The organism is Natronorubrum amylolyticum (assembly GCF_052040145.1).
Taxonomy (GTDB): Archaea; Halobacteriota; Halobacteria; order Halobacteriales; family Natrialbaceae; genus Natronorubrum.
Genome location: NZ_JBPPFW010000005.1, coordinates 288,299 through 314,964, shown reverse-complemented (window position 1 = coordinate 314,964; position 26,666 = coordinate 288,299). Strand labels below are relative to the sequence as shown.

General features: G+C 65.2%; 19 protein-coding genes. 7 read left to right on the top strand and 12 right to left on the bottom strand.

Annotated features, from left to right (window positions below; translation table 11 throughout):
- Positions 1–13: 13 nt before the first annotated feature.
- The 3 genes from ACSFDB_RS19290 to ACSFDB_RS19280 form a co-directional block, all read right to left on the bottom strand.
- Positions 14–9,682 (bottom strand): right-handed parallel beta-helix repeat-containing protein, encoded by a 9,669-nt coding sequence (locus ACSFDB_RS19290; RefSeq protein ID WP_440772526.1) that lies wholly within the window; start codon positions 9,680–9,682, stop codon positions 14–16.
- 192 nt (positions 9,683–9,874) lie between these two features.
- Positions 9,875–10,348 (bottom strand): DUF4870 domain-containing protein, encoded by a 474-nt coding sequence (locus ACSFDB_RS19285; protein WP_440772525.1) that lies wholly within the window; start codon positions 10,346–10,348, stop codon positions 9,875–9,877.
- Positions 10,349–10,582: 234 nt separating this feature from the next.
- Positions 10,583–11,404 carry a winged helix-turn-helix transcriptional regulator gene (locus tag ACSFDB_RS19280; protein WP_440772524.1) on the bottom strand — a complete coding sequence of 274 codons (822 nt, stop codon included), beginning with the start codon at positions 11,402–11,404 and terminating at the stop codon, positions 10,583–10,585.
- Between the two features lie 214 nt (positions 11,405–11,618).
- On the opposite strand from ACSFDB_RS19280, the gene ACSFDB_RS19275 reads away from it, so the two are divergent.
- The gene (locus ACSFDB_RS19275) at positions 11,619–12,740 is read left to right on the top strand and encodes a sensor histidine kinase (RefSeq protein WP_440772523.1); all 1,122 of its coding nucleotides are present in this window, start codon (positions 11,619–11,621) and stop codon (positions 12,738–12,740) included.
- A 144-nt stretch (positions 12,741–12,884) separates the two neighbouring features.
- Here ACSFDB_RS19275 and ACSFDB_RS19270 read toward each other — a convergent pair whose 3' ends face one another.
- On the bottom strand, positions 12,885–13,478 hold the full coding sequence (locus ACSFDB_RS19270) for a DJ-1/PfpI family protein (RefSeq protein WP_440772522.1): 594 nt from the start codon (positions 13,476–13,478) through the stop codon (positions 12,885–12,887).
- Between the two features lie 79 nt (positions 13,479–13,557).
- Positions 13,558–14,409 (bottom strand): inositol monophosphatase family protein, encoded by an 852-nt coding sequence (locus ACSFDB_RS19265; RefSeq protein WP_440772521.1) that lies wholly within the window; start codon positions 14,407–14,409, stop codon positions 13,558–13,560.
- A gap of 111 nt (positions 14,410–14,520) precedes the next feature.
- Here ACSFDB_RS19265 and ACSFDB_RS19260 point away from each other — a divergent pair, with 111 nt between their 5' ends.
- Complete coding sequence (locus tag ACSFDB_RS19260) at positions 14,521–14,829, top strand: MazG nucleotide pyrophosphohydrolase domain-containing protein (protein WP_440772520.1); 309 nt, start codon at positions 14,521–14,523, stop codon at positions 14,827–14,829.
- A 55-nt stretch (positions 14,830–14,884) separates the two neighbouring features.
- Here ACSFDB_RS19260 and ACSFDB_RS19255 read toward each other — a convergent pair whose 3' ends face one another.
- The 4 genes from ACSFDB_RS19255 to ACSFDB_RS19240 form a co-directional block, all read right to left on the bottom strand.
- Positions 14,885–15,109 (bottom strand): hypothetical protein, encoded by a 225-nt coding sequence (locus ACSFDB_RS19255; protein ID WP_440772519.1) that lies wholly within the window; start codon positions 15,107–15,109, stop codon positions 14,885–14,887.
- Between the two features lie 589 nt (positions 15,110–15,698).
- Positions 15,699–16,874 (bottom strand): HD domain-containing protein, encoded by a 1,176-nt coding sequence (locus ACSFDB_RS19250; protein WP_440772518.1) that lies wholly within the window; start codon positions 16,872–16,874, stop codon positions 15,699–15,701.
- Between the two features lie 121 nt (positions 16,875–16,995).
- Positions 16,996–17,529 carry a P-loop nucleotide/nucleoside kinase family protein gene (locus ACSFDB_RS19245; protein WP_440772517.1) on the bottom strand — a complete coding sequence of 178 codons (534 nt, stop codon included), beginning with the start codon at positions 17,527–17,529 and terminating at the stop codon, positions 16,996–16,998.
- 144 nt (positions 17,530–17,673) lie between these two features.
- Positions 17,674–18,393, bottom strand: a complete 720-nt coding sequence (locus ACSFDB_RS19240; protein WP_440772516.1) for a hypothetical protein — start codon at positions 18,391–18,393, stop codon at positions 17,674–17,676.
- A gap of 126 nt (positions 18,394–18,519) precedes the next feature.
- Here ACSFDB_RS19240 and ACSFDB_RS19235 point away from each other — a divergent pair, with 126 nt between their 5' ends.
- The 4 genes from ACSFDB_RS19235 (at position 18,520) to ACSFDB_RS19220 (ending at position 22,485) form a co-directional block, all read left to right on the top strand.
- Entirely contained in the window at positions 18,520–19,125 is a 606-nt protein-coding gene (locus tag ACSFDB_RS19235; RefSeq protein WP_440772515.1) for a TlpA family protein disulfide reductase, read from the top strand.
- A 43-nt stretch (positions 19,126–19,168) separates the two neighbouring features.
- A complete protein-coding gene (locus ACSFDB_RS19230) occupies positions 19,169–19,945 on the top strand; it encodes a DUF91 domain-containing protein (RefSeq protein WP_440772514.1) in 777 nt (258 codons plus the stop codon).
- Between the two features lie 271 nt (positions 19,946–20,216).
- Complete coding sequence (gene endA, locus ACSFDB_RS19225) at positions 20,217–21,281, top strand: tRNA-intron lyase (protein WP_440772513.1); 1,065 nt, start codon at positions 20,217–20,219, stop codon at positions 21,279–21,281.
- A 55-nt stretch (positions 21,282–21,336) separates the two neighbouring features.
- Entirely contained in the window at positions 21,337–22,485 is a 1,149-nt protein-coding gene (locus ACSFDB_RS19220; protein ID WP_440772512.1) for an FtsZ/tubulin family protein, read from the top strand.
- A gap of 285 nt (positions 22,486–22,770) precedes the next feature.
- Here ACSFDB_RS19220 and ACSFDB_RS19215 read toward each other — a convergent pair whose 3' ends face one another.
- Both ACSFDB_RS19215 and ACSFDB_RS19210 read right to left on the bottom strand, forming a co-directional pair.
- Positions 22,771–24,540 (bottom strand): gamma-glutamyltransferase family protein, encoded by a 1,770-nt coding sequence (locus ACSFDB_RS19215; protein ID WP_440772511.1) that lies wholly within the window; start codon positions 24,538–24,540, stop codon positions 22,771–22,773.
- A 183-nt stretch (positions 24,541–24,723) separates the two neighbouring features.
- A complete protein-coding gene (locus ACSFDB_RS19210) occupies positions 24,724–25,653 on the bottom strand; it encodes an ornithine cyclodeaminase family protein (protein WP_440772510.1) in 930 nt (309 codons plus the stop codon).
- 149 nt (positions 25,654–25,802) lie between these two features.
- Between ACSFDB_RS19210 and ACSFDB_RS19205 the strand changes: the two genes are divergently transcribed.
- The gene (locus ACSFDB_RS19205) at positions 25,803–26,123 is read left to right on the top strand and encodes a hypothetical protein (protein WP_440772509.1); all 321 of its coding nucleotides are present in this window, start codon (positions 25,803–25,805) and stop codon (positions 26,121–26,123) included.
- A 39-nt stretch (positions 26,124–26,162) separates the two neighbouring features.
- Here ACSFDB_RS19205 and ACSFDB_RS19200 read toward each other — a convergent pair whose 3' ends face one another.
- Positions 26,163–26,561 carry a methylated-DNA--[protein]-cysteine S-methyltransferase gene (locus ACSFDB_RS19200; RefSeq protein ID WP_440772508.1) on the bottom strand — a complete coding sequence of 133 codons (399 nt, stop codon included), beginning with the start codon at positions 26,559–26,561 and terminating at the stop codon, positions 26,163–26,165.
- Positions 26,562–26,666: the final 105 nt, after the last annotated feature.

Below are 26,666 nucleotides of genomic sequence, written 5' to 3'. Positions count from 1 at the left end.
GTTCCGAGCGGCGTTACCGAGTTCGGAACAGCGCGATAGCGAGGAGTGCAACGAGGGCTGCCACGAGTCCGAATCCGGGGATTCCGTCGCCGGACTCGTCACCTGCATCGCCGTCGTCTCTCCCGGCGTCAGAATCGTCGTCTGTTTCGGCAGCACTGTCATCCGAGCCATCCTCTATTTCGGCGGTACCGTCATCCGAGCCGTCCTCTTTGCCATCCGGGTCGTCAGCCGTCCCGTCGTCATCATCAGTCACATCGCTGTCGGTCGAATCGTCATCACCTGCGTCGTCCTCGGGATCCGGCGATGGAGACGGTAGTGGTGCCGGAGTCGGTGACGAACTGGAATCGTCTCCGACGGTGAAGCTCGTCATCGCGTTCGCTTCGTTCCCCGCCTCATCGACGACTGTCACGGCGACGGTGTGGGAATCGCCGTCAACCACGGCGAACGTGTGTTCGGCGTACGCCGACGTGATCTGTGTTCCGTCGGCGATCGTGACATCGGTGCCGTCGAGGGTGAGCGTCACCGCCCCCACGTCGATGCCCGAGAGGTCGTCTTCGTACTCGAAGCGCACGGTCGTCTCGTCCGTGCCGGCCGCAAGCGTCGAGCCGTCGGACGGACTGACACTCGTGACGACCGGGTCCTGCTCGTCGGAGACGAGCGCGCCGTAGGTTGAGAAGCCAGGAACCGTGGCGGTCACGAACGGATCGCCGCCCACGTCGATGACTTCGGAGTCGACGGGATCCCACGTGCTGTCACCCTCGTAGTGATACAGGCTCACGTCGGTCGCGTCGGTGCCGTCCGGCAACGCGCCGTCGTCGATCGCCATCGTGATCGTCGCACTCTCGATCAACCCGTCCTCTTCGCCGAGCTGGTGGTTGATGAAGTCGTCGAGGTCTGCAGTCAGGAAGCCGACGCCGAGTTTCCCACCATCGAGGTCGGTGTTCAACGAGTTCTCGGAGAGCGCCACGTACAGCTCCTGTGTTGCGATGGCGTCGTCGACGTCGTCGATCAGGTCGAAGGCGATCGAGGTGCCGGTGTCGGCGACGATGATCTCTCCGTCGCCGAGCGTGAACGCCGTGTTGACGACGACCGATGCTGTGTCTTCGCCCACGTTTCCAGCGCGATCGGTTCCGGCCACGGTGACGGTGTAATTGCCCGACTCGTCGAACTCGAGCGTGCCCGTAAACAGTGTCCCGGTGCCGTCGTCGCTCTCGATCGTGACCGGCACGTCGCTGGTCGAGCCGTCGGGCTCGACGAGCTCGGCCGAGACGGTTGGGGCACCCGTCAGCGGTTCGTCGCTCTCGATCACGACCGTCGCGTCTTCGCCGTCAACGCCCTCGAGCGTGACTGAGGTCCCCGGTTCCTCGCGGTCAATCACCAAGCGCTCCGAAGCGTCCGCGAACCCGCCGGTTCCGACCGCGTCGACGGCCACGACGGAGAGTTCGTAGACCCCGTCGTCGGGGATGTCGTCGACGGGAACCTCGACACTCCAGCTATTGCCACCGTTGTGTTCCGCGTCCGCGCTGATCGAGTACGTCGTCTGCAGCGAGGAGACGAGCAGCGTCACCGACTCGATATCGAGATCCGACTCGACGTCGATCTCGACGGGCGCGTTCTCGCTCGTGTAGACGACGTCGGCCTCGAGGTCGACGTCGTAGCCGCTCGAGTGACCTGCGACGTCCGTGATCGATGGATCAACGGTGGGTTCGACGACATCGACCGTTCCGGCGGTGCGATCACCGAGTTCGAGGGTGTAGGTACCCGTCTGGCCGGGTTCGAACGTGACGTTGAGCGCACCGAGGTGATAGTAGCCGGGTGCGAGCGTAGCTGTCTGGCTACCGACCACTTCGGTTTCGCCGGTTTCGTCGTGTGTCGCCGTGAGTTCGAGTTCCTCGGTTCCCTCGACGGTGCCGGCCTGATAGATGCTTCCAATGACGTACGTCTCCTGTCCGAGCGCAATCTCCACGTCGCTGGTGGAGGCCGCAATCACCTGGATGTCCGAGACAGCCGGTTCGACTTCGACCGTGCCCGCAGCGCGCCCACCGAGTTCAAGGTCGTACGTTCCTGCTATATCGGGCTGGAAGCTGATGTTGAGCGCCCCCAAGTGATAGTAGCCGGGCTCGAGGGTCACGTCCTGACTGCCGACGGTCGTCGTCTCGCCGGATTCGGTGTGCGTCGCGGTCAGTTCGATCGTCTCGGTGCCCTCGATATTGCCGCTCTGGTAGATGCTGCCGATGGTGTAGGCCTCCTCGCCTTCGATCATCTCGACTTCGGAGGTCGACGCCGCGATTACCTGGATGTCAGAGACCGCCTCCTCGACCTCGACCCATCCCGCATCGCGGTCGCCGAGTTGGAGGTCGTACGTTCCCGCCGCTTCGGGTTCGAACGTAATGTTAATCGCGCCCAGGTGGTAGAAGCCGGGCGAGAGCGTGACGTCCTGGCTGCCCACGACCTCCGTCTCGCCGGTCTCGTTGTGCGTCGCCGTCAGTTCGATCGTCTCGGTTCCGCCTTCCTCACCGGCCTGGTAGATGCTGCCGATCACGTGGGTCTGCTCACCCTCGATCAGTTCCACATCGGCGACCGAGGCACCGACGACCTGTATGTCCGAGAGCGACTCGTTGACGACGACGGAACCGGCGCTTCGGTTACCCAACTCGAGGTCGTAGGTGCCCGCCTCGTCGGGTGCGAACGTGACGTTGAGCGCACCAAGGTGGTAGAACCCCGGCGAGAGCGTCACCTCCTGGCTGCCAACCGAGGTCGTGTTACCTGTCTCCGTGTGCGTCGCCGTCAGTTCGATCTCCTCGGTTCCTTCGACGTTCCCCGCCTGGTAGACGCTCCCGATGACGTTGACTTCTTCACCGACGGTAAGGTTGTATCCGTCCGGCGAAGCCGCTATCACCTGAATGTCCGAGATCGCGTCTTCGACTTCGACGGTGCCAGCCGGACGATCACCCAACTCGAGTTCGTACGTTCCGCCGGTCTCCGGTTCGAACGTGATGTTAATCGCTCCCAGGTGGTAGTAGCCAGGTTGGAGCGTGACCTCCTGGCTGCCCACGACTTCTGTGTCGCCGGTTTCGTTGTGCGTCGCCGTCAGTTCGATCGTCTCCGTTCCCTCGACATTGCCGGCCTGATAGACGCTCCCGATGGTGTACGCTTCCTCACCCTCGATCATCTCGACCTCGGAGGTCGACGCGGCGATGACCTGAATGTCCGAGACGGCATCCTCGACTTCGACGGTGCCAGCCGGACGATCGCCCAACTCGAGGTCGTACGTTCCGCCCGTCTCTGGTTCGAACGTAATGTTCAGCGCACCAAGGTGGTAGTAACCCGGCGAGAGCGTCACGTCCTGACTGCCGACGACCTCGGTCTCGTTCGTCTCGGTGTTCGTCGCCGTCAGCTCGATCGTCTCCGTTCCCTCGATATTGCCGGCCTGATAGACGCTCCCGATGGTGTACGCTTCCTCGCCTTCGATCAGCTCGACCTCGGAGGTCGACGCCGCAATCACCTGAATGTCCGATTCGGCATCGTCGACCTCGACCGTGCCAGCCGGACGATCGCCTAACTCGAGTTCGTACGTTCCGCCGGTCTCCGGTTCGAACGTGATGTTGATCGCTCCCAAGTGGTAGTAACCCGGCGAGAGCGTTACCTCCTGGCTGCCCACGACCGTGGTATTGTCCGTCTCGGTGTTCGTCGCTGTCAGTTCGATCGTCTCCGTTCCCTCGATATTACCGCTCTGGTAGATGCTCCCGACCGTGTACGCCTCTTCGCCCGCGACCATCTCGACTTCGGAGGTCGACGCCGCGATCACCTGAATGTCCGATTCGGCATCGTCGACCTCGACCGTGCCAGCCGGACGATCACCTAACTCGAGTTCGTACGTTCCGCCGGTCTCCGGTTCGAACGTGATGTTGATCGCTCCCAGGTGGTAGTAACCCGGCGAGAGCGTTACCTCCTGGCTGCCAACGATGCTGGTATTGTCCGTCTTGGTGTTCGTCGCCGTCAACTCGATCGTCTCCGTTCCCTCGACATTGCCGCTCTGATAGATGCTGCCGATCGTGTACGCCTCCTCACCCGCGATCAGCTCGACTTCGGAGGTGGATGCTGCAATCACCTGAATGTCCGACTCGGCTGGCTCGACCTCGACGATACCAACCGGACGGTCACCGAGCGTGAGTTCGTAGGTTCCCGGTTCGGGTTCGAAGGTGATGTTCACCCCACCCAGGTGGTAGTACCCCGGCTGGAGCGTCACGGTCTGCGTTCCGACGGTCGTCGTCTCGTTCGTCTCGAGGTTCGTCGCGTTCAGCGCAATCTCCTGTGGACCCTCGGTGGTCCCCGCCTGATAAACGCTGCCAACGACGGACAGTTCCTCGCCCTCGATCAGTTCGGTCTCCGAGGACGAGGCGGCGATCACCTGCACGTCCGTGTAGGCGTTCTGGACGTGGAGCGTCCCGAGGTCGAAGCCGTTGAGCGAGAGGGAGACCGACGCAGTGAGCTCGCCCTCCGGCATCTCGAAGTCCGAGGAGTCCCACTCGAGCGTGGCCGCTCCCTGTGTGATTCCCGTCTGAACGGTGACGGTCTGGCTGTCGACGACCTCGCCGTCGACGACGAGCTCGAGCGTTTCGTTACCCGCAATCTCCCCGCTGTTGTAGAGGTGGGCATTGACGGAGAGCGTGTCACCGTGTGGGAGCGGCTCGGGGTCGACGTCCGCGCCATAGACGACGATGTTCGCCTCGGGTGCTTCTTCGACGGTGATCGTCTGGGTCGTCGAAGCGGATTCGTACGCGTCGTCCTGGACCCCGAGGAACACCTCGTGGTCGCCGGGTTCGTCGAAGACGTGCGTTGTCACTGGGTCGGTCGTCTCCACGTACGTTCCGTCGTCGGTGAAGTCCCAGAAGTAGGTGAGCGACGTTCCGGCGGGCGGCGTCGACGCACTCGCGTCGAAGGTCACCGGTTCGCCGACGATCGCCGTCGCGGGGTCGTGCGTGAAGATCGCGTGCTGGATCGGGAGGAGGGCGACGTTGTGCGTGGTCGACTCGTCCTCCTCGATCGTGACACCCTCAGCGGTTGTCGATTCGTATCCAGTCGCGGAGACCGAGACGGTGTAGGTCCCCGGCATGAGATCGATCGAATACGTTCCGTGGCTGGTTGACCCGGTCGTCACTTCGCCGGTGTCGACGTGTTCAGCGGAGATCGTCGCACCGTTGATGATGTTGCCCGTCTCGTCGTCGGTCACGCTGCCGACCAACGTGCCCGGGTTGGGTTCCGGTTCGAGGTCGACGTTCTCGACCGCCATCTCTCCGTCCTCGATTTCGACGCCGGTGAGAGAGTCGTCGAGATAGCCCTCAGCGTTTACGACCAGGTCGTAGCTGCCGACCGGGAGCACGAGGTCGTAATTTCCGTCCATATCCGTCTCGGCCAGCATACCGAAGCCGTCGGCGTCGAAAGCGAGCACCTGCGCACCCTCGAGCGGCGAACCGTCGCCAGTGACTGTTCCCTCGAGCGCACCCATGTTGGGCGCGTCAACGTCGGTCTCGCCGAAGACACCGAACGTTGAAAACTCGGTGACGCCGTAGGCCCCGACGAACTGTTCGTCGAGGTTGGGCCCCGAGACGAAGGTGTCGTTCGCCGGCGCGTGCCACGCGCCGTCAGCGTCGAAGTGCCAGACGCGCAGCGACGTTTCTTCAATGTCGCCGAGGTCATCCGCATCGTAGTGCAGTCGTAGCTGGTCGAGTACACCCTCTTCAGTCGTATTCGTGATCTCGACATAGTGGCCAGCTGCGTCGACGCCTGTCGGCACTTCGCCAGGGTCGGCCGTTGCGTTCAGGCGAACGTCGCTACCGGTCGCGGAGACGATCGTGTTCCCGAGCGTGATCGACTGGACCCAGTTGTTCGTACCGCTACCGAGTTCGACGCCGGTCGCGCTGTCGAGAATCGTCGCGTTGGCGATCATGTTGTCGAAGCCCCGCACCACGATCGCGGTGTTGGTGTCCTCGATGGTGAGGTCGGCGATCGTGTTGCTCGTCGGCGAACCGAACATGCTCACGCCAGTGCTTGCGTTTCGAACCGTGACGCCCGAGACGACGCTGTCGGCTGCCGAACCGGAGACGCCGAGGCCGGTCCCACCGACGTCTTCGACTGTCAGGTTCGTGACGGTCGTCCCGTCGCCGTAAATCGACAGCCCGTCCTGGGCTCCCGTGACCTGGACGTTCGTGAACGTGTTGTCGTAGTTATCGTTTGGCGCCAGGTAGGCGGCGCTCGCGGTTCCACCGGTGACGGTCACGTCGGTGAACTCGTTGTTCTCCGAGCGGCTCGTGACGCTAACCGCGCGTCCATCGCTGTCCGCGTACGTGACGTCGGTGAACTCGTTGTAGTCGGCATTACTGAGCCCGATGGCATTTTCGCTGGTGTCGGTGACGGTCACCGACTCGAACGTGTTGTGACTGGCGGCCGGACCGCCGGAGAGGTCGCCGACGAGATAAATCGCGGTTCCGTGTTCGCCGCCCGCGGTCACGTTCGTCAGCGTGTTTCCGCCTCCCTCACCAATTCGAATGTCGTGCCAGCCATTGCCGGAAACGTTGACCATGTCGAACGTGTCTCCGTTCGACGACTCGAGGTTCAAGCCGTACCGATCGTTGTCGTGGGCTTCGACGTCGACGAAGGTGTTTCCGGACGAACCGCTGGCCGTGCGGATGCCGGCGACGCCACCGGAGGCGCTCACCCCGACGAACTCGTTGTCGCTCGCGGCCCATCCGAGGTTGACCGAACCCGGATCGAAGCCGCCGCCACCCTGCTGGTTGTCGTACGCGGTAACGTTCGTGAAGATGTTCCCGCTCGCCGGAATGTGTGTGAACCCACCGACGGTGAGTGCCCGGTTCTCGGTGTGTCGAACCGTGAGGTTCGTCACTTCGTTGTCGTGCGCGTTGGCGAACTCGGCGCCGGTGCCTCCGTTCTCGACGAGCACGTCCGCAACCACGCCGTCGCTCCCCGAGAAGTACAATCCGGTGTCCCAGCCGTCGACCGTCACGTCCTCGACGGTGACGTTGTCCGCGCCGTTGACGTGAATCCCGTACTGGGGTCCGTCGCCGTCCACGTCAACGCCAGCGATGGTGTGGCCCTGCCCGTCGAAGACGACGTCGCTTGAGGTAATTTCGATGGCCGTCGAATCGTCGGTGAGATCCGCATCGAGCAGGTAGGTTCCGGGCGCCGAGATGACCGTACTCTCGGTGATCGTCACGGGGCCGTCGTGAGTGACCGACACCGACGCCATGGCGTCATCGTCATCGCTGCGAACCGTCACCTCACCGCTGCCGGCGTCACTCGCGTCGGTCTCCCAGATGAGCGTGACCGTGTGGTTCTCGCTGGGGCCGAGTGCCAAGTCCTCAAATGAGTCGACGACCGAGCGGTCGAAGGCCTCGAGATCGATCGTTTGCGTTCCCGCCTCGGTGCCGGTGTTCTCGACGGTGACATCGATGGTGAGCGTCTCTCCGGCGGTGATCGGCGAGTTCGTCTCCTCGACCGACACCGCGAACTGCGGCGCGTCGTCGATGGGTTCGGTCTCCGTCCACGGGTCGAATCGCACCTCGGCGCTCACGGAGTCGCCGGAACCGCTCGCGGCGGTTCCGGTTTCGGGATCGGCAACGCCCCCGCTCGGGCCGCTCTCGGCGCCCCACCAGTTCCAGCGGGCGTCAACCTCGTCGCCGGCACTTTGCACGCCAGTGGGGTTGCCGACGATGCTGTTGTTCCTGACCACTACGTCCTCGGCGTCGACGTACACGCCGCGGTCGCCGTTGTTCGCGATCGTGTTGGCCACGACGGTTGCGTTCTCCGATCCCCATCGAACGTGAATCCCGTCACGGCCGCTGTTCTCGACGGTGTTCCCCGCTACGTACGTGTTTTCGACCCCCTGTCGGACGTGGATGCCGTCGCTGTAGGTGCCGGTAACTGTGTTGTTGCGAATCGCGTGATCCGTCCCGTATCGTTCGGTCAGGATCCCGAAGGTGTACCCGTCCCCGCCAGGACCCCACGTGTCACTCACCGTGTTATCTCGGACGACGCTTTCGGATCCACCGACCAGTTTCACACCGTACTGCACGGTCGACACGTCGTTGTGCTCGATAACGGAACCGGTCGAGCCCATATCGACGATTCCACCCCTCTCGCCGTCGACACCGTCGGCGATCGTGTTGTGCGCGACGGTCGTTCCCTCGGTCACCCCGAGTTGAATCGCGGCGACGGTCCCATCGAGGTCGAAGTTCGAAATCTCCACGTTCGTCGAGTTCGCGACGATGATCTGTCCGGCGTCCGGATGACTGGATGGGGTGATCGTCTCGCCGTCTACGTCGCGTACGTAGACGAGCTCATCGCCCCCGACCGTGTTGTCCTCGAACTCGTGGAGGAAGTGGATCAGTTCCTGTTCGTTCATCCCACTCGATATGGCAACACCGTGAGCGAACGCGTTATCGCGGACCGTCGCGTCGGTCGTCGAGGACAGACTGAGGTCGGATCCCTCGCTCGAGACCGTATTGGTTTCGACGAGGAGCGTATCTAGCCCACTCGAGGTGATTCCCTGTCCGTTGCCGTCAAGCCGGTTGTCAACGATATCGATCGAACTCGAATCTCGCATCCAGATGGCGGACGCTGACAGTCCCTCGATGTCGTTGTCCCGAATCTCGATCGAAGAGACCTCACTGAGGTGAATGCCCCGCGGGGTGTTCGTGATCGTGTTCCGTTCGATCAGGGCGTCGGACGAGTAGTCCCGAATGTCGATCCCGATCTGACCGTCGTGCCGGACATCGTTGTCGACGATGGTCGTATCGCTCGAGCGCTCAAAGGTGATCGCCGGCGAAGAATCGGTGCCGGTGTTGTTGGAGATGGTGTTGCCGGAGACGAGGGTTCCGGATGCACCGTTCGAGCCCAACGAGGCGATCGCGTTGATCGCATGATACTCATTGTCCGTGATCGTGTTGTTCGTGATCTCAACACCCTCCTGAGATGAAAACTCATGGAATTCGATTCCGTTCTCGGCGTTTGCTGTGATAGTGTTGGCGTCGACGACGGTTCCGGTGACCGCCGCGAGGTGGGCACCGATGTCGTTCGCCGTCAGTAGATTGTTCCGAATTTCGACGTTGCTCGTCTCGGACGCCACGTGAATGCCTCGCGAGAACTCCCGAATCTCGAAGCCCTTGACCGTGACGCCACTGGCGTTTACGTGCATACCGGTGAGCGTCTCGTCGTCGGGGACGAGCGTCACGTCCCCCGTCGCGACCAGCGTTAGCCCGCCGGTGTCGATCCACAGATCCTCCTCGTAGGTTCCGGCGTCGACGCAGACCGTCTCACCCCATTCAGCCGTGGCGATCGCCGATTGAATAGACCCACCGGATTCAACAGTCAGGTTACACGACACATCGGTGGCGGATATCGTCGACCCTTGTTCGGTGGCAGTTAAGCCACCAACCGGCTCTTCGTCCCCGTCCGAGGAACGCAACCCATCGTCAGTCGTCGACGTTTGCTGTGTCGAGTCACCACTCGCCCAGGCAAGTTCCGTATCGCCCGTCGAATCCACCGCCGCGTCAGGGCCACCAGCCGCGGCGACCGGAGCGATGACAGATGTGATCAGTAACACCGAAAAGAAAACCGCGAGGAGCCGAACATGTCCGCTCGGTTTCGAATGCTCGAACGTCATGAACGTTATGGCCACCCTTGATACATAACTCGGGAAAACGGCCAACAGAGATAACAGTTAGCTGACCGGGAAGTTACCCCGATCAGTTACGTCACTGTAACCTACCTATTGAGAACGGATTTCCGCGCCAATCTCGGCAATCACTCGGACGTACTCCTCGGCAGCCACTCAGACGTACTCCTCGGCAGCCACTCAGACGTACTCCTCGGCAGCCACCCAGACGTACTCCTCGGCGACGCCACCGACGATCGGCAGGCCGTAGCGGTCTCCCTTGTAGGCTTTGACGATGAGAAAGAGCCAGAGAACGAAGATAACCGGCGCGAGGAGCAGCGAGACCAGACTCACCACGATGGCGAATATCCAGCCGACGAACGAGATTTGGACGAGTATCGTCTGGAAGATCAGCAGCGCGACGACGGTCGCAAACAGCCCGCCGAAAACGATCATGCTCTGGACGGCGTGAAACCGTACGAACTCGTTGTTTCCCTCGAGGAGGTAGAGTACGAAGCCGGTAAACGGCGCGAAGAGGTACGCCAGCGCCCCGGCGACGTTTTCGTCGAGTCCACCGACGATCGGTTCGGTCTCTACGCGGTCAGTGTCGGTTCCGCCAGCCGCCAGTTCCGTTTCAGTAGCTTTCATCGGGAGTCGCTCGTACAGTTGGCTCACTGCATCGCCGCTTAACGGTTATCTGAGCTGAACGTATCCGCGAACGTTACCGTTGAGTAACCTTCCTCACAGTCGACTCCGTCTTGCCCGCCCGCTACCCGACAAAAGCGAACGCAGCAGTTCGACGGCGAACCGATCACGAACTCGTCGCCAGATGAGTGGCGTTCCGAACTCGAGGGCGACACAGATCTCCTCTGTGATATGACAGCGTTCGGTCGCGGGCGGCTCAGTCGGTCACTCCTCGAGCCCGTCCACAAGCGCCTCGAGTCGCGACTCGAGGTCGCGGTAGGCCGCCTGCCGTGTGAGGTGGTCCTGCGAGTACACTGACTCGAGAAGCGACCGCTTGGCAACCAACGAGCCGCGTTCGCGGTCGTCGGCCGACTCTCCCCGTCGGCGCAGTTGGTCGTCGATCGCCTCGAGCAGCGTCTCGCGGACGATCGGCTTGCGTCGCACGTCGTCGCACTCGATCTCGAGCAGGTCGAGTTCGGGTCGGTCGCCGACGAGCAAGATCGTCCGACAGCCCGCTCCCACGGCGGCGGGCACGTCGGCTGCGCTGACGCCCGGAAGCCCCTCGTCGTAGACCACGACGTCGATCGACTCCCGCAGGTAGCGATCAACGTCATCGGCGGTGTGGGCTCGAGCGACGGTGTACCGATCGGTTAACCACTGTCCGTACAGATCGGTAATTCGTCGATCGGCATCGGCGAGCAGGATCGTCGGTGTGGCCGCCTCGAGGTGTCGCTCGCCCCACGCACCCAAGTCGTCGAAGACCGGCTCGAGCTCCGCCCCCGCCTCGGTGAGTTCGTACTCGACTCTGAGCGGGGACTCGCTGACGACCGTCCGCTCGACGAGCCCCGCATCCCGCAACGCCTCGAGCGTGTCGGTCAACACCTTCCCCGAGAGATCAGGAATCGCCTCGAGAAGCCCGTTGAACCCGAGCGACTCGTGGTGGTGGAGCACAGCGACGACGACCGGATGCCACTTCTTCGAAAGCAGCGTGAACGCGTCGAGCGCCGTATGAGTCGTCCGTGGAACGTCGAGTTCGCGACGAGTCATGTGAGAACGTCCGAATGCAGGGGCTTAGCTATTCGGTCTCGTGGCGCATTCGCTCGGGAGGGGAAACGACGCCGTTGGGTAACGTTCCGCGTCGCTCGGCCGCTCCGGAGCGCTGATCGGGCAGCTCGCTCGAGTCGGTTCGGCGCCGCCGAACGCAACACTTCGTCGACTAGCACCGGAACTAATAGAACGATCGCACCCCATGGTGTGCGAAATGGACTCCCTGCGTGCGGTCGACCTCCTGCTCGTCGAGGACGATCCCGACGACGCTCGGTTCGTCGACCGGCTGGTCACGGAGCACCAGACCGCACTCGAGCGGAGGGGGCGCGAAACTGCGGTCAGAATCGGTTCGATCGAGCACGTCGGTCGGCTCTCAGAGGCCATCGAACGAGTCGGATCCACATCGCCGGACGTGGTCCTGCTCGATCTCACGCTGCCGGACAGCGCCGGTCTCGAGACGATCGATCGGCTCGTCGACCGTGCACCGTCGGTCCCGATCGTCGTGCTAACGGGACACGACGAAGGCGATCTCGGCGTCGACGCGATCCGTTGTGGCGCACAGGATTACCTCGTCAAGGGCTCGATCACGGCCGAACTGCTCCTGCGAACGATCGGGTACGCGATCGAGCGAGCGCGAACCCAGCGCCAGCTTCTCGACAGGAACCATCGACTCGCCCTGCTGAATCGACTCGTCAGGACCGACATCCGTAACGACCTGAGTATGGTCGTCGGTTGGGGCGATCAGCTCCGGTCAGGCGTCGATTCCCGAGACGAACCGGCCCTCGAGGCGCTGCTCGAGGCCGCGACGCACACCCTCGAGCTCACGGATACGGCCGCCGAACTGATGGACGTCCTCGCCGCCGATATCGACGTCGAACGCGAGCCCTGCGACCTCGCCGCCGTTCTCGAGACGGAACTCGACCGCCTCCAGCACGAGTTCGGCGACGCCGTCGCCGTCGACCGAACGGCGCTGCCGAACGAGTCCGTCGTCGTCTCCGCTTCGCCGACGCTGAGCTCCGTATTCGCGCAACTGCTCTCGAACGCGGCCGTCCACACCGATCGGACCACCGCGTCGATCACGGTTGCACTCGAGACGACGGGCGATCGGGCGACGGTCGTCGTCGCGGACGATGGGGTCGGCATCCCCGACTCCCAAAAACACCTCCTTAGCGATCCCGACGCCAGGTTCGACGCCGACTCGGGAATGGGGACCGGTCTCTACCTGGTGACGACCGTGCTGGATCTCCTCGACGGCGACCTCGAGATCACCGACAACGATCCGCGTGGAACGATCGTCTCGGTGACGCTCGATCGAGTTCGGGGACAGGAGGAGTAGCAAAAAGAGCCCGCCACACGGAGATCGCCGCGCCGAGGAACGTCACGTAGCCGACTCGTCGCGGGACGAGTCGGGACGGCATGCGGAACTCGGAACTGATGTCGCGTGTTCTCGGCGTCGAACTCACGGCGGAGGGCTGCGGCCTCAGCCGAACACTTCGCCGCGCTCGTATTCCATCAACTCACTCACCTCGCTCGCGATCTCCTCGCCGAACTCGCGCTCGACGAGCCACAGCGCGAGATCCAGCCCCGACGTGACCCCGCCCGCGGTCAGCACGTCGCCGTCGTCGACGATCCGCTCGTCGACCACGTTGGCCGCGGACGCCTCGAGGTCGTCCTCCGCGACCGGATGGGTTGCCGCGGGCCGGCCCTCGAGCAGCCCCGCTTCGGCGAGCACCATCGCACCGGTACAGACCGAGGCGACGGTCGAGCCCTCGGTGAACCGTTCGTCGACCGCGTCGCCCAGCGCTCCGTCGTCGACGACCGCACGGACGCCCTCGTTCGCCGTCGTCCAGCCCCCGCCGGGGACGATCAGGATGTCGGGCTGGCCCAGCGTTCCCTGGGACTCGACGCGCAGGTCGTGACTCGCGGTCACCATGTCCGTCTCCTCGAGGGTCACCAGACTCGTCTCGAGGTCGGCGCCGGCCTGGGCGGCGTTCTCGAGCACTTCGTAGGGACCGATCGCGTCCAGTTCGTCGAAGCCCTCGAACAGCACGATTTCGGCAGTAGTTTCGGCCATACCCGGACGGAGGGCTGGGGAGGTAAAACGTATTGTGCCAGAATCGGCAGGACGAGATAGAAGCCGCGCTCGCAGACACTTATCGCTCGACGGTCTCGTCGACGACCTCGCGGAGCGCGTCGAACACCGCTCGGTTTCCGGCGGCGACGAACCACTCGCCGCGGACCTCGCTGTCCCGGCCGTCGCGACCCGCGCGATCACCGCCGCCACTCGCCGCGAGCAGTCCACTTTCGGCCGCAAACAGCTCACCTAACAGCTGTTCCTCCGCGTCCGGCCGGTAGCAGACGATCCCGTCCAGTCGCCCGCGGGCGAGCAGCCCCCAGTGGACCGTCGGGGACCAGCTCTCGAGGCGACGCTTGCAGCGGTCCTCGAGCGCCCGGTTGATCGACGCGGAGACGGCCGCCTGCTCGGGTCGGCGTTTCACATCGTGGCCAATGACCGAGACAGCGGTGGCCGTCTCGGGGTTGGCGTCGCTGTCCGCGCAGACCGGCTGCCCGTTGTGTCGGACGTCCCCGCCTCGAGTGGCGACGTAGAGATCGTCGAGCAGCGGGACGTAGACGACGCCGAGAACGGGTTCCGAGTCGGAAGTCGACGAGCCGGAATCGGCGCCCTCGAGCACCGTCACCGCCGTCGCGAACGACGGGAGTCCCGACTCGAAGTTGTTCGTCCCGTCCAGCGGATCCACGAGCCAGGTGTACTCGCCCGACCCCTCGTGGCGGCCCGACTCCTCGGCGATGATAGGGTGGTCGGGAAATTCGGCACGGATCACCTCGAGAATCCGTCGCTCCGCGCCCGTATCCGCGCTGGATTTCACGTCGTGGGCACTCGCATCGACGTCCGTGTCCTCCGCGCGGTAGGCGTCGCACAGGTACGCACCGCCGGCGGCACAAGCCTCGATCGCGGTTCGCTCGAGTTCGTCGAGGGTCGTCATGGCACTCGAGTACGGCCGATCCCTACTTGGTCGTTGTTCTTCCCCGACCAGTTCTCGGTTGGACTAATCGCGTTTCGGTCGGTTCTTGACGTTGGGAACTCACGTAGCCGTATGGACGACCAGCAGGCCGCTGTCGCCGCGTTCGTGGACGAATACGACCTCGAGACGCCGCCCGAGTTCCGCCTGCTCGATCTCGTCTCGGAGGTCGGCGAACTCGCGAAGGACGCGAACACGTCGACGGAGTACGGTGTCGAACCCGAGGAACTGACCCTCGAAACCGACGAGATCGGCGACGTGCTCTTTGCGACGCTCGCGCTCGCGAACTCGCTCGAGGTCGACGCGTCTGAGGCACTCGAGGAAGCGCTCGAGAAGTACGAACGACGGATGGACGCCAACGAAACGCCCGGTTCGGGCGAGTGACCGGCGGTACGCCGTCGATACGAGCCATCGACTCGAAACGGGTCTTCGGTATCGATCACTGCTGCGTGTTCAGTCGGCTCGCAACCCAGAGCAGAACGAGGACCACCCCGAAACCGACACCCGTGACGGCGAGCGCGAACGCCGGGCGCTCGAGTGGCAGCCGTCCTGCCACCCCGACGAATCGTTCCAGCCCGACGAAGACGACGACCAGGACGACGGCGAACGCCGTGATGAGGATGTCGTAGTCGAACCACGTTTTGAAACCGTCCAACGACGGCATACCGCCATATTGTGTCCGTACGACTATATCTTTTTGATCGAGTCACTGCTTCCCATTCCGGTGATAGTGTCACTCGAGAACGACTGACTTCCGCGATCGATTTCGACGGTAGCGATCCCTGCGTTCTCCTTTTACGGTCGAGGAAAGGAGGAGCGCTCTGTCCCTGCCAACATGGGTTCGCCACGCCCTCCCCAACCGGTTTCTGCTCACGGGTGCGGAGCACCCGTTCACGGGTCACTCCGTTCCCCGTTCACTTCGCGGTTCTCGCTCACTTCGTTCACTCCGAACCGCGCACCGTTCGCATGGTTCGCGGGACCTTCGGTCCCGCGCTAACGTTCCCTCGCGTCGCTCGGTCACTCATCCATAGGAAGACGCTCCGCGTCTTCCACGCAGTCGCTCGTGGCACCTTCTCACGGGCGCTACGCGCCCGTTCGCATGGTTTGCGGGATCAAAGATCCCGCACTACTCGCGACGACCTCGCACAGTGTCGACGGCGTCCCCTCGCGTTGCTCAGGTTCGCCGTCAGCGCGCGCCACCGCAGATGATTCGATCGGACTGCAGCGACGCTCAGCCAACGACCGATCCGAAACTACGGAACGACGTCGGCGTCGACCTCGAGCACGTCCCCCGCCGCCTCCCGGACCGATTCGACCGCATCCGGCCGCGCGTAGACCCCCAGTCGCCAAATTTCTCGCGCGCAGGCGTCCAGCCCGGCGACGAGCGACGAGCGCTCCTCGAGTCGCCGCAGGTCGCCGTCGACGACGATGCGAGCCCTGGATTCGGGCGAACTGGGTTCGGAGGGGCTGTCGACGACGACGGCCGCGGGGTCCACGTCCGCGACGACGGCGATTTCGCGCTCGAGGTCGCGCGTAGAGTCGTACTCGAGGCCGACGAACCGATCGGGGACGTCGCCGCGGGGGAGCCAGACCGCTCGCTTGTAGAGGCGCCGTTCGCGCAGGCGGGTGGCGACGTCGGCCGTCGGCGCGTGGTCCTCGAGCGTCGCGAGCAGTTCGGCGTCGGTCAGCCGAGCGAATCGGTCGGCGTCGACGGCGCCGTCGGCGAGGATGCGTTCGCTCGCCCGGTCGAGCATCGCGCCCGCGATTCGCGAGACGTGGTGGCGGTAGACGGTCGCGTTCATCAGCGTCCGGGCGATCAGCGCGCTCTCGGCGGTCGCGACGTCGCCGGCCTCGAGTGCGAGTTCACCGTCGACGATTCGCAGCGAGTAGAGCAGGCGCGCGTGGTCGATAGTGCCGTAGGGGACGCCGGTGTGGTGGGCGTCCCGAACGAGGTAGTCCAGTCGGTCGACGTCCAGCGGCCCGGAAACGAGTTCGCCGAGCGGGCCGCGACCGTCGACGGTCGCCGCGATGGCTTCGGGATCGAGTCCCTGCGCCTCGAGGACGTCACCGAGGTCGCTGTCGGTCAGGAGCCACTCGATCTCGTCGTGGTGACGGCCGAGGTGGCGCTCGATGGCGGCTTCGGTCTGGTGGCCGAAGGGACCGTGACCGACGTCGTGGACCAACGCCGCCGCGCGCAGTCGATCCGCGAGGTCGGCCTCGAGGTCCAACTGGTCGACCGCACGCGAGGCGAGATGGTAGACGCCGAGACTGTGTTCGAAGCGCGTGTGGTTCGCAGAAGGGTAGACGAGTTGGACGGTGCTCAGCTGTCGAACGGACCGCAGCCGCTGCATTTCGGCGGTATCGAGCAGCGCCTCTGCGGTCGGATCGAGTTCGATATAGTCGTGAACGCTGTCCTTGATCGTCGTCATCGGATATGTAGCCTCTCGAGAGGGTAGCGTCTTAGCCGCCGCGGTTCCGATCGCGTGGCGGTGTGCTGGGCGAGTGGTGGTCCCCAGTTGTGCGATCGCGCTGCCGGCTGCGCACGCGTACTCACCGAGTCGACTGTGACTGTTCGCGCGGCGCGGACAACACCAGTCGATCGAGCTGTGCGCGGGTCTCCTCGATCGTCCCCGAGTTGTCGACGACGACGTGGTCACGATCGATCGGTTCGAACGAGTCGCGCAGCAGCAGATGCTGTTCGAACTCGGCGTCGCTGATCGAATCTGTCCGCTCGGCGAGTCGGTCTTCGACGACCTCGAGCGCGCAGGTCACGTGGACGAATCGGACGTCCGCGTCGGCCTCGCGAGCGGCGACGGCCGCCTGCTCGCGGCGGGCGGTCGTGCGAAACGTCGCGTCGAGGACGACGTCCGAGCCGGTCTCGAGGTCCTCGCGGGCGCGCTCGAGCAGTTCGGCGTAGGTCGCGTCGCTCTCGGCGGACGAGTAGGTCGGGTCGGGAAACAGCGTCTTCCGAATTTCGTCGCTGCGGTACCGCGTCGCCGGGAGCCGATCGGCGGTGTAGCCGGAGGCCATCGACTTGCCGACGCCGGGCAGCCCGCAGTAGACGAGGAGCGTTGGACGAGCCACGCTGCACACTCTGTCAGGAAGGGTACTAAATCCGAACGATTTGTAAAACGCGTCTCGAAGGCCGCGTTCTGGCCGGTCTCGAGTCGACTTCCCAGCCGGGCCGACTCGAGTCACCCACCAGTCGAACCGACTCGAGCGACCGACTCACTCGTAGCCCAGTTCGCGAGCGCGTCGACGGAACAACTCGTCGCCGTTGTCGGTCCCCAGTCGTCGCTCCAGATCGGCAGGGTCGCACTCGAGGGCCGGCTTCTCGTGGACGCTGTCGGGGAAGTGGACGGCCAGTTCGTACCGGCCGACGTCGCCGTCGGCGGAATCGACCAGCCGTTCGTCCGCACTCGAGAGGTCGAGGCCGAACGCCTCGCGGACCACCGCCGCGAGTTCGGCTTCGGCGTGGGTGTAGCCGGGCAGGCTCCGCTTGACCGGCGCGGGAACGTCGGCGATGTAGGCCTCCGTGGCGTCGTGGAGCAGTCCCCAGCGGACGGCGGCGGGGCTGCCACCGCGGGCTTCCACCTCGTAGCTGACGTGGACCGCGTGTCGAGCCACGCTGTAGAACTCCATCCCGTGGCCCGTAAAGCGGGTGAGATTCGAGAGCGCGTGGGCGATATCCGCGAGCGAAACGTCGGCGGGATCGGCGGCCAGCGGCGTGATCGTCCCCCCGGTCCGGGTGTTTATTGTCCCGTGGCCGCCGTTCGATTCGGCGAGCACCGCCTGTAGCTCGCCCGCGACGGCCTCGAACCGGGACCGAAGTTCGGCGTCGACGTCCTCGTCGGTCGCCCGGATCGTCCGTTCGAGCGTCGCGACCTCGCCCTCGAGGCGCTCGAGTTGGGTCTCGAGCGCCGCGTCCTCGTCGTCGAAAGCGTCCATAGGTGACGTTCAGGTGAGGGTATCAAAAGTGGTGCGTGATGGATCGGACGGCCCAGTACGCAGGGGTAACACACACCCGACTCCGCGTCGTCGTCTCGACAGCCGACGATCCGGCTCCCCAATCAGATGAACCGACGTTCCTTCATCGCAGCGGCGACGCCACTGGCGGTGCTGAGCGGCTGTCTCGACGGTAACGAGAGCGGCTCGAGCCCGGACGGGGATGGGTCGACCGCCGGCGAGGGCGGGACGGGAACCGATCGGGCGGAGCCGCCGTTCGACGTGACGACCGTCGACGGGCCCGGCAGCGACGCCGGAACGGTCAGCGTCCCCACCGACGGTCAGGTCCAACTGGTCAACTTCACCCGACTCAACTGTCCGACCAGCAAGGCGCTACTCCCGCGCGTCGCGGAGGCCAGAGACCGCCTCGAGGAGACGGTCGACGTCGGTCCCGACGGGACGGTCCATGTGCTCTCCGTTATCGACGGGAGCGTCGGCGCCCAGCCCTCGGCGACTGAACTGGCCGACTGGTGGGCCGACCAGGACGGCGACTGGACGATCGGTAACGACGAAACCGGCGCGCTCGACGACCACTACGACGTCACGCTCCGGCCGACGACGATCGCCATCGACGGCACCGGCGAGGTCCACTGGGGCGACGAGGGCGGAACGACGGTGAACACGATGGTCAACGGCGTCGAGACCGCGCTCGAGGCCGCGGGCGAGAATCAGTAATCGCATCCTCGAGTTTATATACCAACCCGCGGCCAGACCGTTCATGATCGACGACGCGATCCGCGTGCTTGCGGGTGACTGTACCGTTATCGCCGAGACCGGAGACCGCGAGGAGTACCGCGGCCGAGTGACCACGATCGTCAAACCCGACAACACAGTCTTAGTCCACGACAGCGACGGCTACCAGCCCGTGGCGTGGCTGACGCGGGCCGACAGCGTCTCGAGCGACCGGAACGGCGACTTCACGCTCGTGGCGAAGAAGGACACCCAGACGCTGCGGATCGCCGCCCACGATCAGGACGGCTTCGCGCACTATCCGGTCTCTGCAGCCGGAACGCCCGTCGGGCACTGTCCCGACTGCGGCGGCGCGTTAGTGCGCTCGAACGGCGTCCACTGCGTCGGCTGCGGGGACCGCTACGGGGTGCCTCGAGATGCGACGATCCGCGAGGAGCAGTGCGACTGCGACTGTGGCCTCCCCAGAATGCGCGTCGAGCGCGGGCTGGCGTTCAACGTCTGTCTCGACCGCTCCTGTGAGTCCCTCGACGACGCGGTCCGCGAAGCCTTCGACCGCGAGTGGGCCTGTCCGGAGTCGAACTGCGACGGCGACCTCCGGATCCTCCGCCGCGGCGGACTCATCGCCGGCTGCGAGCACTACCCCGACTGCGACACCGGCTTCGCCGTCCCCGCGGGCGTCGTCGACGGCGAGTGCGGCTGTGGACTGCCGACGTTCGAAACCAAAAGCGGGACGCGGTGTCTCGACGCGACGTGTGAAGCGGTGTTAGAACGGCCGCTCGAGGCCGAATCCACGGCGGGGGACTAGCCAAACGACGCGCTCCAGAGCGGACACCCATCCACGCACCACAGCCGCCCGGCCAACCGCTGCGGCGGGCGGGACTGAAAGGGGCTGGCGCGGTCGACGAACCCCGACGACGCAAGGACCGCAGTCGAACGCAGTGAGACGAGGACCGCAGCAAGTCGCGGGAGTCGAGCGTGCCAGGGGCTTTCGAGCTATTCATTTCCGCAGTCCACCCGGGAAACTCGACCAGGAACCGATCCGTAGCCCCTTAGTCCCGGCCGGCCGAACCCCGCGTATGACACTCGAGGGGCGGTTCGACGCGGAGGCGGGCGTCGTTCGCGTGGGGAGCGACGCGCGGCAGCGCTATCACGACTCGCGGGGCTACGGCTATCCGCTCGAGGGCAACGAGATCGCCCTCGCACCGATCGAGGCGGCTCACCTCCTGTATCGCGGGGACCTCGAGGCGGTCGTCGACGACGTGACCGGCAACCGTCTTGACTTCCGCGCTTTCGCGGCCCGCGAACCCGGCGAGAAGTTCGGCGTCCGGTTTCTGGTCTACGCCGACCTGCGCTCGCGCGGGTTCTACCTCTCGCCGGCCGCGGAGCCGTGGGTTCCCGACCTGCCCGAAGGAACGGTCGATTTCGCGGTCTTCCCCCGCGGAAAGGGACCTCGAGACGGCGAGGTCGAGTACGCGCTGCGGGTGATCGGCGAGCGAACCGACGTGCCCGCGAACGACCTCGAGGACGGCGTTCTCGCTGTCGTCGACGAGGAGAGCGAGATCACGTACTTCGACGTCTCGCCCCGCGATCCGTCGGGGTCGTCGACCCCCGACGCCGCGTTGCCCGACAACTGTGAGGCCGACCTGCTGGCCGATCGGGTCGTCGTCTGGGAACCCCCGCTTTCCCTCTACGAGACCACGTTCTACGGCCAACCGCTCGAGGGTCGGGAGTACGACGAGCCGACACTCCAGTTGTCGCTGCTCGAGGCGGCCTTCCTCGCCGAACGCGGCGCGATCGATCTCGACCCGGAGACCGTTCGCGACCGGGGCCACGAGGTCGAGGGCGAGCGGTTCGCTCGACGGCTGGCGGTCTACACCGAACTGCGCGAGCGGGACGTCGTCCCGAAGACGGGCTACAAGTTCGGCGCGGACTTCCGAACCTACGCCGACGTGGATTCCGTCGAGAACCTGGGTCACTCCGAGCTGCTGCTCCGGGTGCACCCCGACGGCCACGTCTTCGAGCCGCGAGACCTCGCGCTCGACGTACGTCTCGCCCACGGCGTCCGCAAGACGATGGTGTTCGCGCTGGTCGACGCAGAGGGCGAGATCGACTGGTGGTCGGTGGAGCGGCTGACGCCCTGATTCGGGGCCTCGCGCGAGCGTAACCATAAAAACCCCGACGCGAGAGGGTAGCCGTATGCAACTCGAGGTGATCGGCGTCGGCGGCGCGGGCTGTCGGATCGCCGATGCGATCCGGGCCGCGGAGCCGGCTGGAGGCTCGTTTCTCACGGACGTCTTCGCGTTCGATACTAACGAGGCCGACCTGCAGCGGACGGTGCTCCCCGAGTCACACCGCTATCGCTACGGCACGGAATCGGCGTTCGACGGCGGGCTCGAGGCCGCGACGGAGGACGGGAAGGAACACGCCGCGGAACTGCTCGAGGTACTCGAGCGTGGCTCCCCCGCCGAGGCCGACGCGTTCCTCGTCACGGTCGGTCTCGGTGGCGTGACCGGCGGCGGAACGGTCCCCGCGCTCGTCGCGGCGCTCCAGCGAACCTACGACGAGTCGGTGTACGTCCTCGCGACGCTGCCGGCCGACCGGGAGTTCGACTCGGACGCCAGCGAGCCGTCCGGCCTCGGCGGTGGCTCGAAGCGGGCGTCGGCGACGGCCGGGGAGAATACGCCGCCGCGACCCGACGCGGCGACGAACGCGGTCGAGACGCTCGAGCGACTCGAGGGAGTAGCGAGCGCGATCGTTCCGTTCGACAACGAGACGTGGCTCCGACCCGGAGAGGAGCTCGCAGACGCCCGCGACCGGTCGAATCGAGCGCTGGCGACGCGAGTCGCGGCCGTCTTCGCCGGCGGCGGCGAGTCGGACGGCCCCGTCGCTCAAACCGTCATCGACGCGAGCGATATCGAGCGGATCGTTGGCAGCGAGTCGGCCATCGTGACGCTCGGCTACGCCGAACAGACCGTCGAGACCACGAGTTCGAAGTTCGGACTCGGACTGCTGCCGACGGAGCGGGAGGTCGAAACCAGAGAGGCCGTCAGCGCCGTCGAGACCGTCGTCCGGAAGGGGATTCGCGGAAAGCTCACGCTCGAGTGCGAGCCCGAAACCGCGGCGCGCGGACTCCTGATCGTCGGCGGCCCGCCCGCGTGGCTCAACCGGCAGGCGATCGCCGAAGGCCGGCGGACGCTCGAGTCCGCTATCGGCGGTTCGGGGATTCTGGGCGGGGACGCGCCGCGACCCGACAGCGAGACGGTGTTCGCGGGTGTCGTGTTGGCCGACGTTGGACCAGTAGACCGGCTCGAGGAGTTGCGATCAGCTGCGGACCGCTCGACGTAACTCAGACGCACCGTTTTCAAATGGGGAGGCTGGTGCTGTCGTGTTCCGGTAGGGATGAACAGTTTGCTCGCACTGGCAACGGTGATTTCCACGTCCTCCCCAACCGATTCGTTCGCTCGTCGCCCTCGCTCACTCATCCACAGGAAGACGCTTCGCGTCTTCCACGCAGTCGCTCGTGGCACTCGCGACGACCTCGCGCAACTTCGCGTCGCGACTCGCTGTTCGCTCGTCGAGACACAGCGCGCGCCACCGTACGTAGCCAGATCGGGCAGCATACGTGTCAGTTCAGTCCGTTTCCAACTCCGTAACCTCACCCTCGGCGGCCGAGATCCGCGGTTCGGCACCGGTCTCGAGCGACTCCTCGTCCTCAAGCACGATCATCGTCGCGGAGCCGACCGAGGGGGCGTCGACGACGTCGTGACCGCGATTCTCGAGGTCCTCGCGGACGTCCTCGGGGTACTCGGCCTCCATCTCGAGCGTGTTCTCGGCCTCCCAGGGGACGGCCGTCGACGGGAACGCCGTGCTCACGAACCGGGGGTGGTCGATGGCCTCCTGGGCGCCGTGGCCGAACTCGTGGACGTGAAGGAACTGCTGGGTCTGGCCCTGGGGCTGGGTGTCGACGCCCGTATTCCCGCCCAGAATGTAGGGTTGGCCGTCTCGAACGGCCATGTAGGGGTTCGAAGTGTGTCGAACTTTGTATCCCGGCGTGAGCCGATTCGGATCGTCGTCCGCTACCGAAATCATCCGCATCCGGTTGTTGAGGTGGATGCCGGTGTCGCCGACGACGAGGAACTGCGCGCCCAGACTGGTCGTCACCGCGGCCGCGTTGCCGTCGCCGTCGACGACGTGGAACGTGGTGGTGTGATCGGCGTCGCCGACGGACGAAACTGATTCCTCGTCCTCGAGCCCCGAATCGAACGGCCACTCCATCGCACTGTCCATGTCGATCCGGTCGGTCTGTGCTTCGGCGTACTCGTCGTCCAGCAACTCCTCGACGGGGATGTCGACCCGTTCGGGATCGCCGACGTGGTGGTAGCGATCTGCGAAGGCGAGTTTGATCGCCTCGACCTGCAGGTGGACGGCGTCCGCATCCTCGGACTCGAGGTCGTCGAAGTCGAACGCCTTCAGCGTGTTCAGCGCCAGTAGCTGCGTGATCCCCTGACTGTTGGGCGGGTTCTGGTAGACGTCGACGTCCTCGTCGTACTCGATCGAGAGGGGGTCGACGATCTCGGCTTCGAACGCCTCGAAGTCCGACAGCGCGAGGTAGCCGTCGTGCTCGTCGCTAAACTCGACGATCGCCTCGGCGATCGGGCCGCGGTAGAAGTAGTCTCGAGCCGCCTGAATCGCCTCGCTGCGGTCCTCGTCCGCGTGGTCGTCGTAGGCGTCGGCGAGCGCCTCGAACGTGTCCGCCATCGCCTCCTGATAGACGGTGTCGCCTTCCTCCAGGAGATCGCCGTCAGAGTGGTAGATCTCGGCGGCGTCGGGCCGGTCGTCGATCTCGTCGGCCTCGTTCTCGAGCCAGCCGCGCATGTCCGGGTTGACGGGGGTGCCCTCTCGAGCGGTCTCGATAGCGGGTTCGAGCACGGTATCGAGATCCAGTTCGCCGTATGCCTCGAGCCAGAGCATCCAGCCGTCCCAGGCGCCGGGAACGACGGCCTGGTGCACGCCCGCGGTCTCCGCACGGCCTTCGTACTCCTCCGGCGACGCCTCCGAGCCGACGGGACCGACGCCGTCCAGACTGGTGATCTCCTCGTCGTCGGCGTCGTAGTAGAGCGCCCAGGTGCCACCGCCCAGCGCGGAGGAGAACCAGGGCTCGACGACGCTCAACGCGGCGGCGACGGCGACGGCCGCGTCGGCGGCCGTACCGCCGTCTTCGAGGACCTCGAGGCCGGCCTCGGTCGCGAGTTCGTGCTGTGAGACGACCGCGACGGATCCGGATCCGTTCTGGGCTTCGTCGGACTCCTCGACCGAGAACCCGGTACACCCAGCCACGCTTGTGGCACCGATCCCGCCGGTACCCGCGAGAAACTCGCGGCGGCGGACGTTCGTGTCCATGCCGGGTGGGCGGGTAGCGAGAAGGAAAATGGCGCCGGACGTTTCGAGCCGTAGTGAGATGTTATGGGGCAGGGTGTCGAGACGAGTCGCGCAACAGTCACTCGGTGCGGCGGTCGAGTGCGCGAGTGCTGTCGTCGTCGAACGCGCGCCGTCTCGAGCGGCGTCGTTCACCGCAACGAATGGTTACGCGAGCGTCTCGAGGAATCGCGACCCGAGTACGACCTCCGTGCCGGCCAGCCCGACGGAACAGAACAGCGTCACGTCGTCCGGGTCCGTCCGTCCGAGAGTCGGGTCTTCGAGCGCGTCGGCGAGTTCGATCATTCGGTCGTAGTGCTCACCCGAAACGAGGTGGGGCCGGTCGTAGGCGTCGATCTGCGGCAGCGAGTCGGTCGCGACGACGTCGGCCCGCTCGACCACCTCGAGGGGCAGTTCGTGGGCGTCCCGGAACTTCGGCCCGATCGTCGTGACGTGGGTCCCGGACTCGAGCCAGTCGGGATCGAAGACGGGCTCCTGGCTGTCGGTCGCACAGACGAGCGCGTCGGCCTCGCGGACGACCGATTCCGGATCGTCCACCGCGCGAACGGCCGGTTTGACCTCGTCATCGACCGTCTCCGCGAACGCGTTTCGGTTCTCTTCCGTTGGACTGTAGACCAACACCGTCGAAAAATCCCGAACCGCACAGGCCGCGCCGACCTGCGCTCGAGCCTGAAAGCCGCTGCCGAGCACACCGAGCGTCTCGCTGTCTTCGCGCGCGAGGCAGTCGATCGCGACGCCGCCGATCCCGCCCGTTCGGAGACCGCCGACGGCGTGACCGACGACGAGACCCTCGAACGCGCCCGTCGTCGCGTCGAAGACCGCGACGAGTTGCGTGTGGTCCGCGCCCGATTCGGGGTAGGTCTCGTAGACGCGAAATCCCGCGGCGTTCGTCGGTCCGGTCGCAGCGCCCGCGGTGAACACCAGGTCGCCCGCGCCGGCGTCGACGTGCCAGCGCGGCGGGGCCTCGAGCGTTCCGGCGGCGCGTTCGGCGAACGCGTCGGACATTGCGTCGACGACAGTCTCGTAGTCGAACTGGGAGTAGACCTCTCCGTCGGTCAGGATGGGGAAATTGGGCACGATCGAACCGACGTCCGCGACCGAGATAACAGTTGACGGAGACTCGAGGACGACCTGTGTCACCGACGACTGAACTCGAGTTCGGTAAGCCGCCTTACTGAAATGTATTTCAGATTACAATTATGGCGGGCGACACCCTCTATGACAGTATGTGGAGACACAACCCGCCGCATCCCGACCCCGTCACCGGCCGCTCGATCGCCGCCGGCTTCCTCGTGGTCGCCGGCTTCGTTGCGGTCCTGGTCGCCGTCGACTACCCGACAGTCGCTGTCACCACCATCGCGGTGGTCATCGCCGGGATTCTGCTCGTCCGACGACTCCGGCGCGATCGGATCCTCGAGATTCCCGGCACTCGCGTCGGCCTGCAAGTCACTGTGTCGAGGTCCGGGGACGCTGCCCCGACCGTCGCCGAGTGCTCGATCGCGCTCGTCGACAGGGACGAATCGTCTGCGGAGGGGCGCCCCGGTTGAGTCGCCGTATCGATGACCTATCGCTCGAAGTCGTGCGGCCTACGCCGACTCGCCGGGAATCACCGCCCCCTCGTGCTCGAGCAACTCGCGTTTCAGGTCCAACCCACCACCGTACCCGGTGAGCGAGTCGACGCCGACGATTCGGTGACAGGGGACGATTATCGGAATTTGGTTTCGGCCACAGGCCTGTCCGACCGCGATCGGCGCGCTCTCGAGCTCCCGCGCGATATCACCGTACGTTCGCGTTTCGCCGGCCGGAATCTCCGTCATCGCCTGCATGACCCGTCCTGTGAAATCGTCGGGATACTCGATCTCGAGATCGAACGCGGTCCGCTCGCCGGTCTCGTACTCGCGGAGCTGTTCGCGGATCGCCTCCGGCTCCGCGTCGATCCTCGAGGCGGCTATCTCTCGGTCCCGGCCGAAGATGCTGATCTGCATTCGTGGCGCCGTTCGTCGCCCGCCTGCTTTACTCTATGTTTCGGCGGAGGCGTCACGCGAAGCGCCGAAGTATGAGTATTTTTCCCCGCTGAACCGAAGGTGGTA

Bases quoted from the DNA above. Each gene is read 5' to 3' on its own strand.
- ACSFDB_RS19265 (WP_440772521.1), bottom strand. From the start codon at position 14,409: ATGACGACCCTCGACGAACTCGAGCGAACCGCGATCGAGGCTTGTGCC.
- ACSFDB_RS19255 (WP_440772519.1), bottom strand. From the start codon at position 15,109: ATGCCGTCGTTGGACGGTTTCAAAACGTGGTTCGACTACGACATCCTC.
- ACSFDB_RS19215 (WP_440772511.1), bottom strand. From the start codon at position 24,540: ATGGACACGAACGTCCGCCGCCGCGAGTTTCTCGCGGGTACCGGCGGG.
- ACSFDB_RS19220 (WP_440772512.1), top strand. From the start codon at position 21,337: ATGCAACTCGAGGTGATCGGCGTCGGCGGCGCGGGCTGTCGGATCGCC.
- ACSFDB_RS19290 (WP_440772526.1), bottom strand. From the start codon at position 9,682: ATGACGTTCGAGCATTCGAAACCGAGCGGACATGTTCGGCTCCTCGCG.
- ACSFDB_RS19200 (WP_440772508.1), bottom strand. From the start codon at position 26,561: ATGCAGATCAGCATCTTCGGCCGGGACCGAGAGATAGCCGCCTCGAGG.
- ACSFDB_RS19260 (WP_440772520.1), top strand. From the start codon at position 14,521: ATGGACGACCAGCAGGCCGCTGTCGCCGCGTTCGTGGACGAATACGAC.
- endA (WP_440772513.1), top strand. From the start codon at position 20,217: ATGACACTCGAGGGGCGGTTCGACGCGGAGGCGGGCGTCGTTCGCGTG.
- ACSFDB_RS19275 (WP_440772523.1), top strand. From the start codon at position 11,619: ATGGACTCCCTGCGTGCGGTCGACCTCCTGCTCGTCGAGGACGATCCC.
- ACSFDB_RS19250 (WP_440772518.1), bottom strand. From the start codon at position 16,874: ATGACGACGATCAAGGACAGCGTTCACGACTATATCGAACTCGATCCG.
- ACSFDB_RS19240 (WP_440772516.1), bottom strand. From the start codon at position 18,393: ATGGACGCTTTCGACGACGAGGACGCGGCGCTCGAGACCCAACTCGAG.
- ACSFDB_RS19235 (WP_440772515.1), top strand. From the start codon at position 18,520: ATGAACCGACGTTCCTTCATCGCAGCGGCGACGCCACTGGCGGTGCTG.
- ACSFDB_RS19270 (WP_440772522.1), bottom strand. From the start codon at position 13,478: ATGGCCGAAACTACTGCCGAAATCGTGCTGTTCGAGGGCTTCGACGAA.
- ACSFDB_RS19205 (WP_440772509.1), top strand. From the start codon at position 25,803: ATGTGGAGACACAACCCGCCGCATCCCGACCCCGTCACCGGCCGCTCG.
- ACSFDB_RS19280 (WP_440772524.1), bottom strand. From the start codon at position 11,404: ATGACTCGTCGCGAACTCGACGTTCCACGGACGACTCATACGGCGCTC.
- ACSFDB_RS19230 (WP_440772514.1), top strand. From the start codon at position 19,169: ATGATCGACGACGCGATCCGCGTGCTTGCGGGTGACTGTACCGTTATC.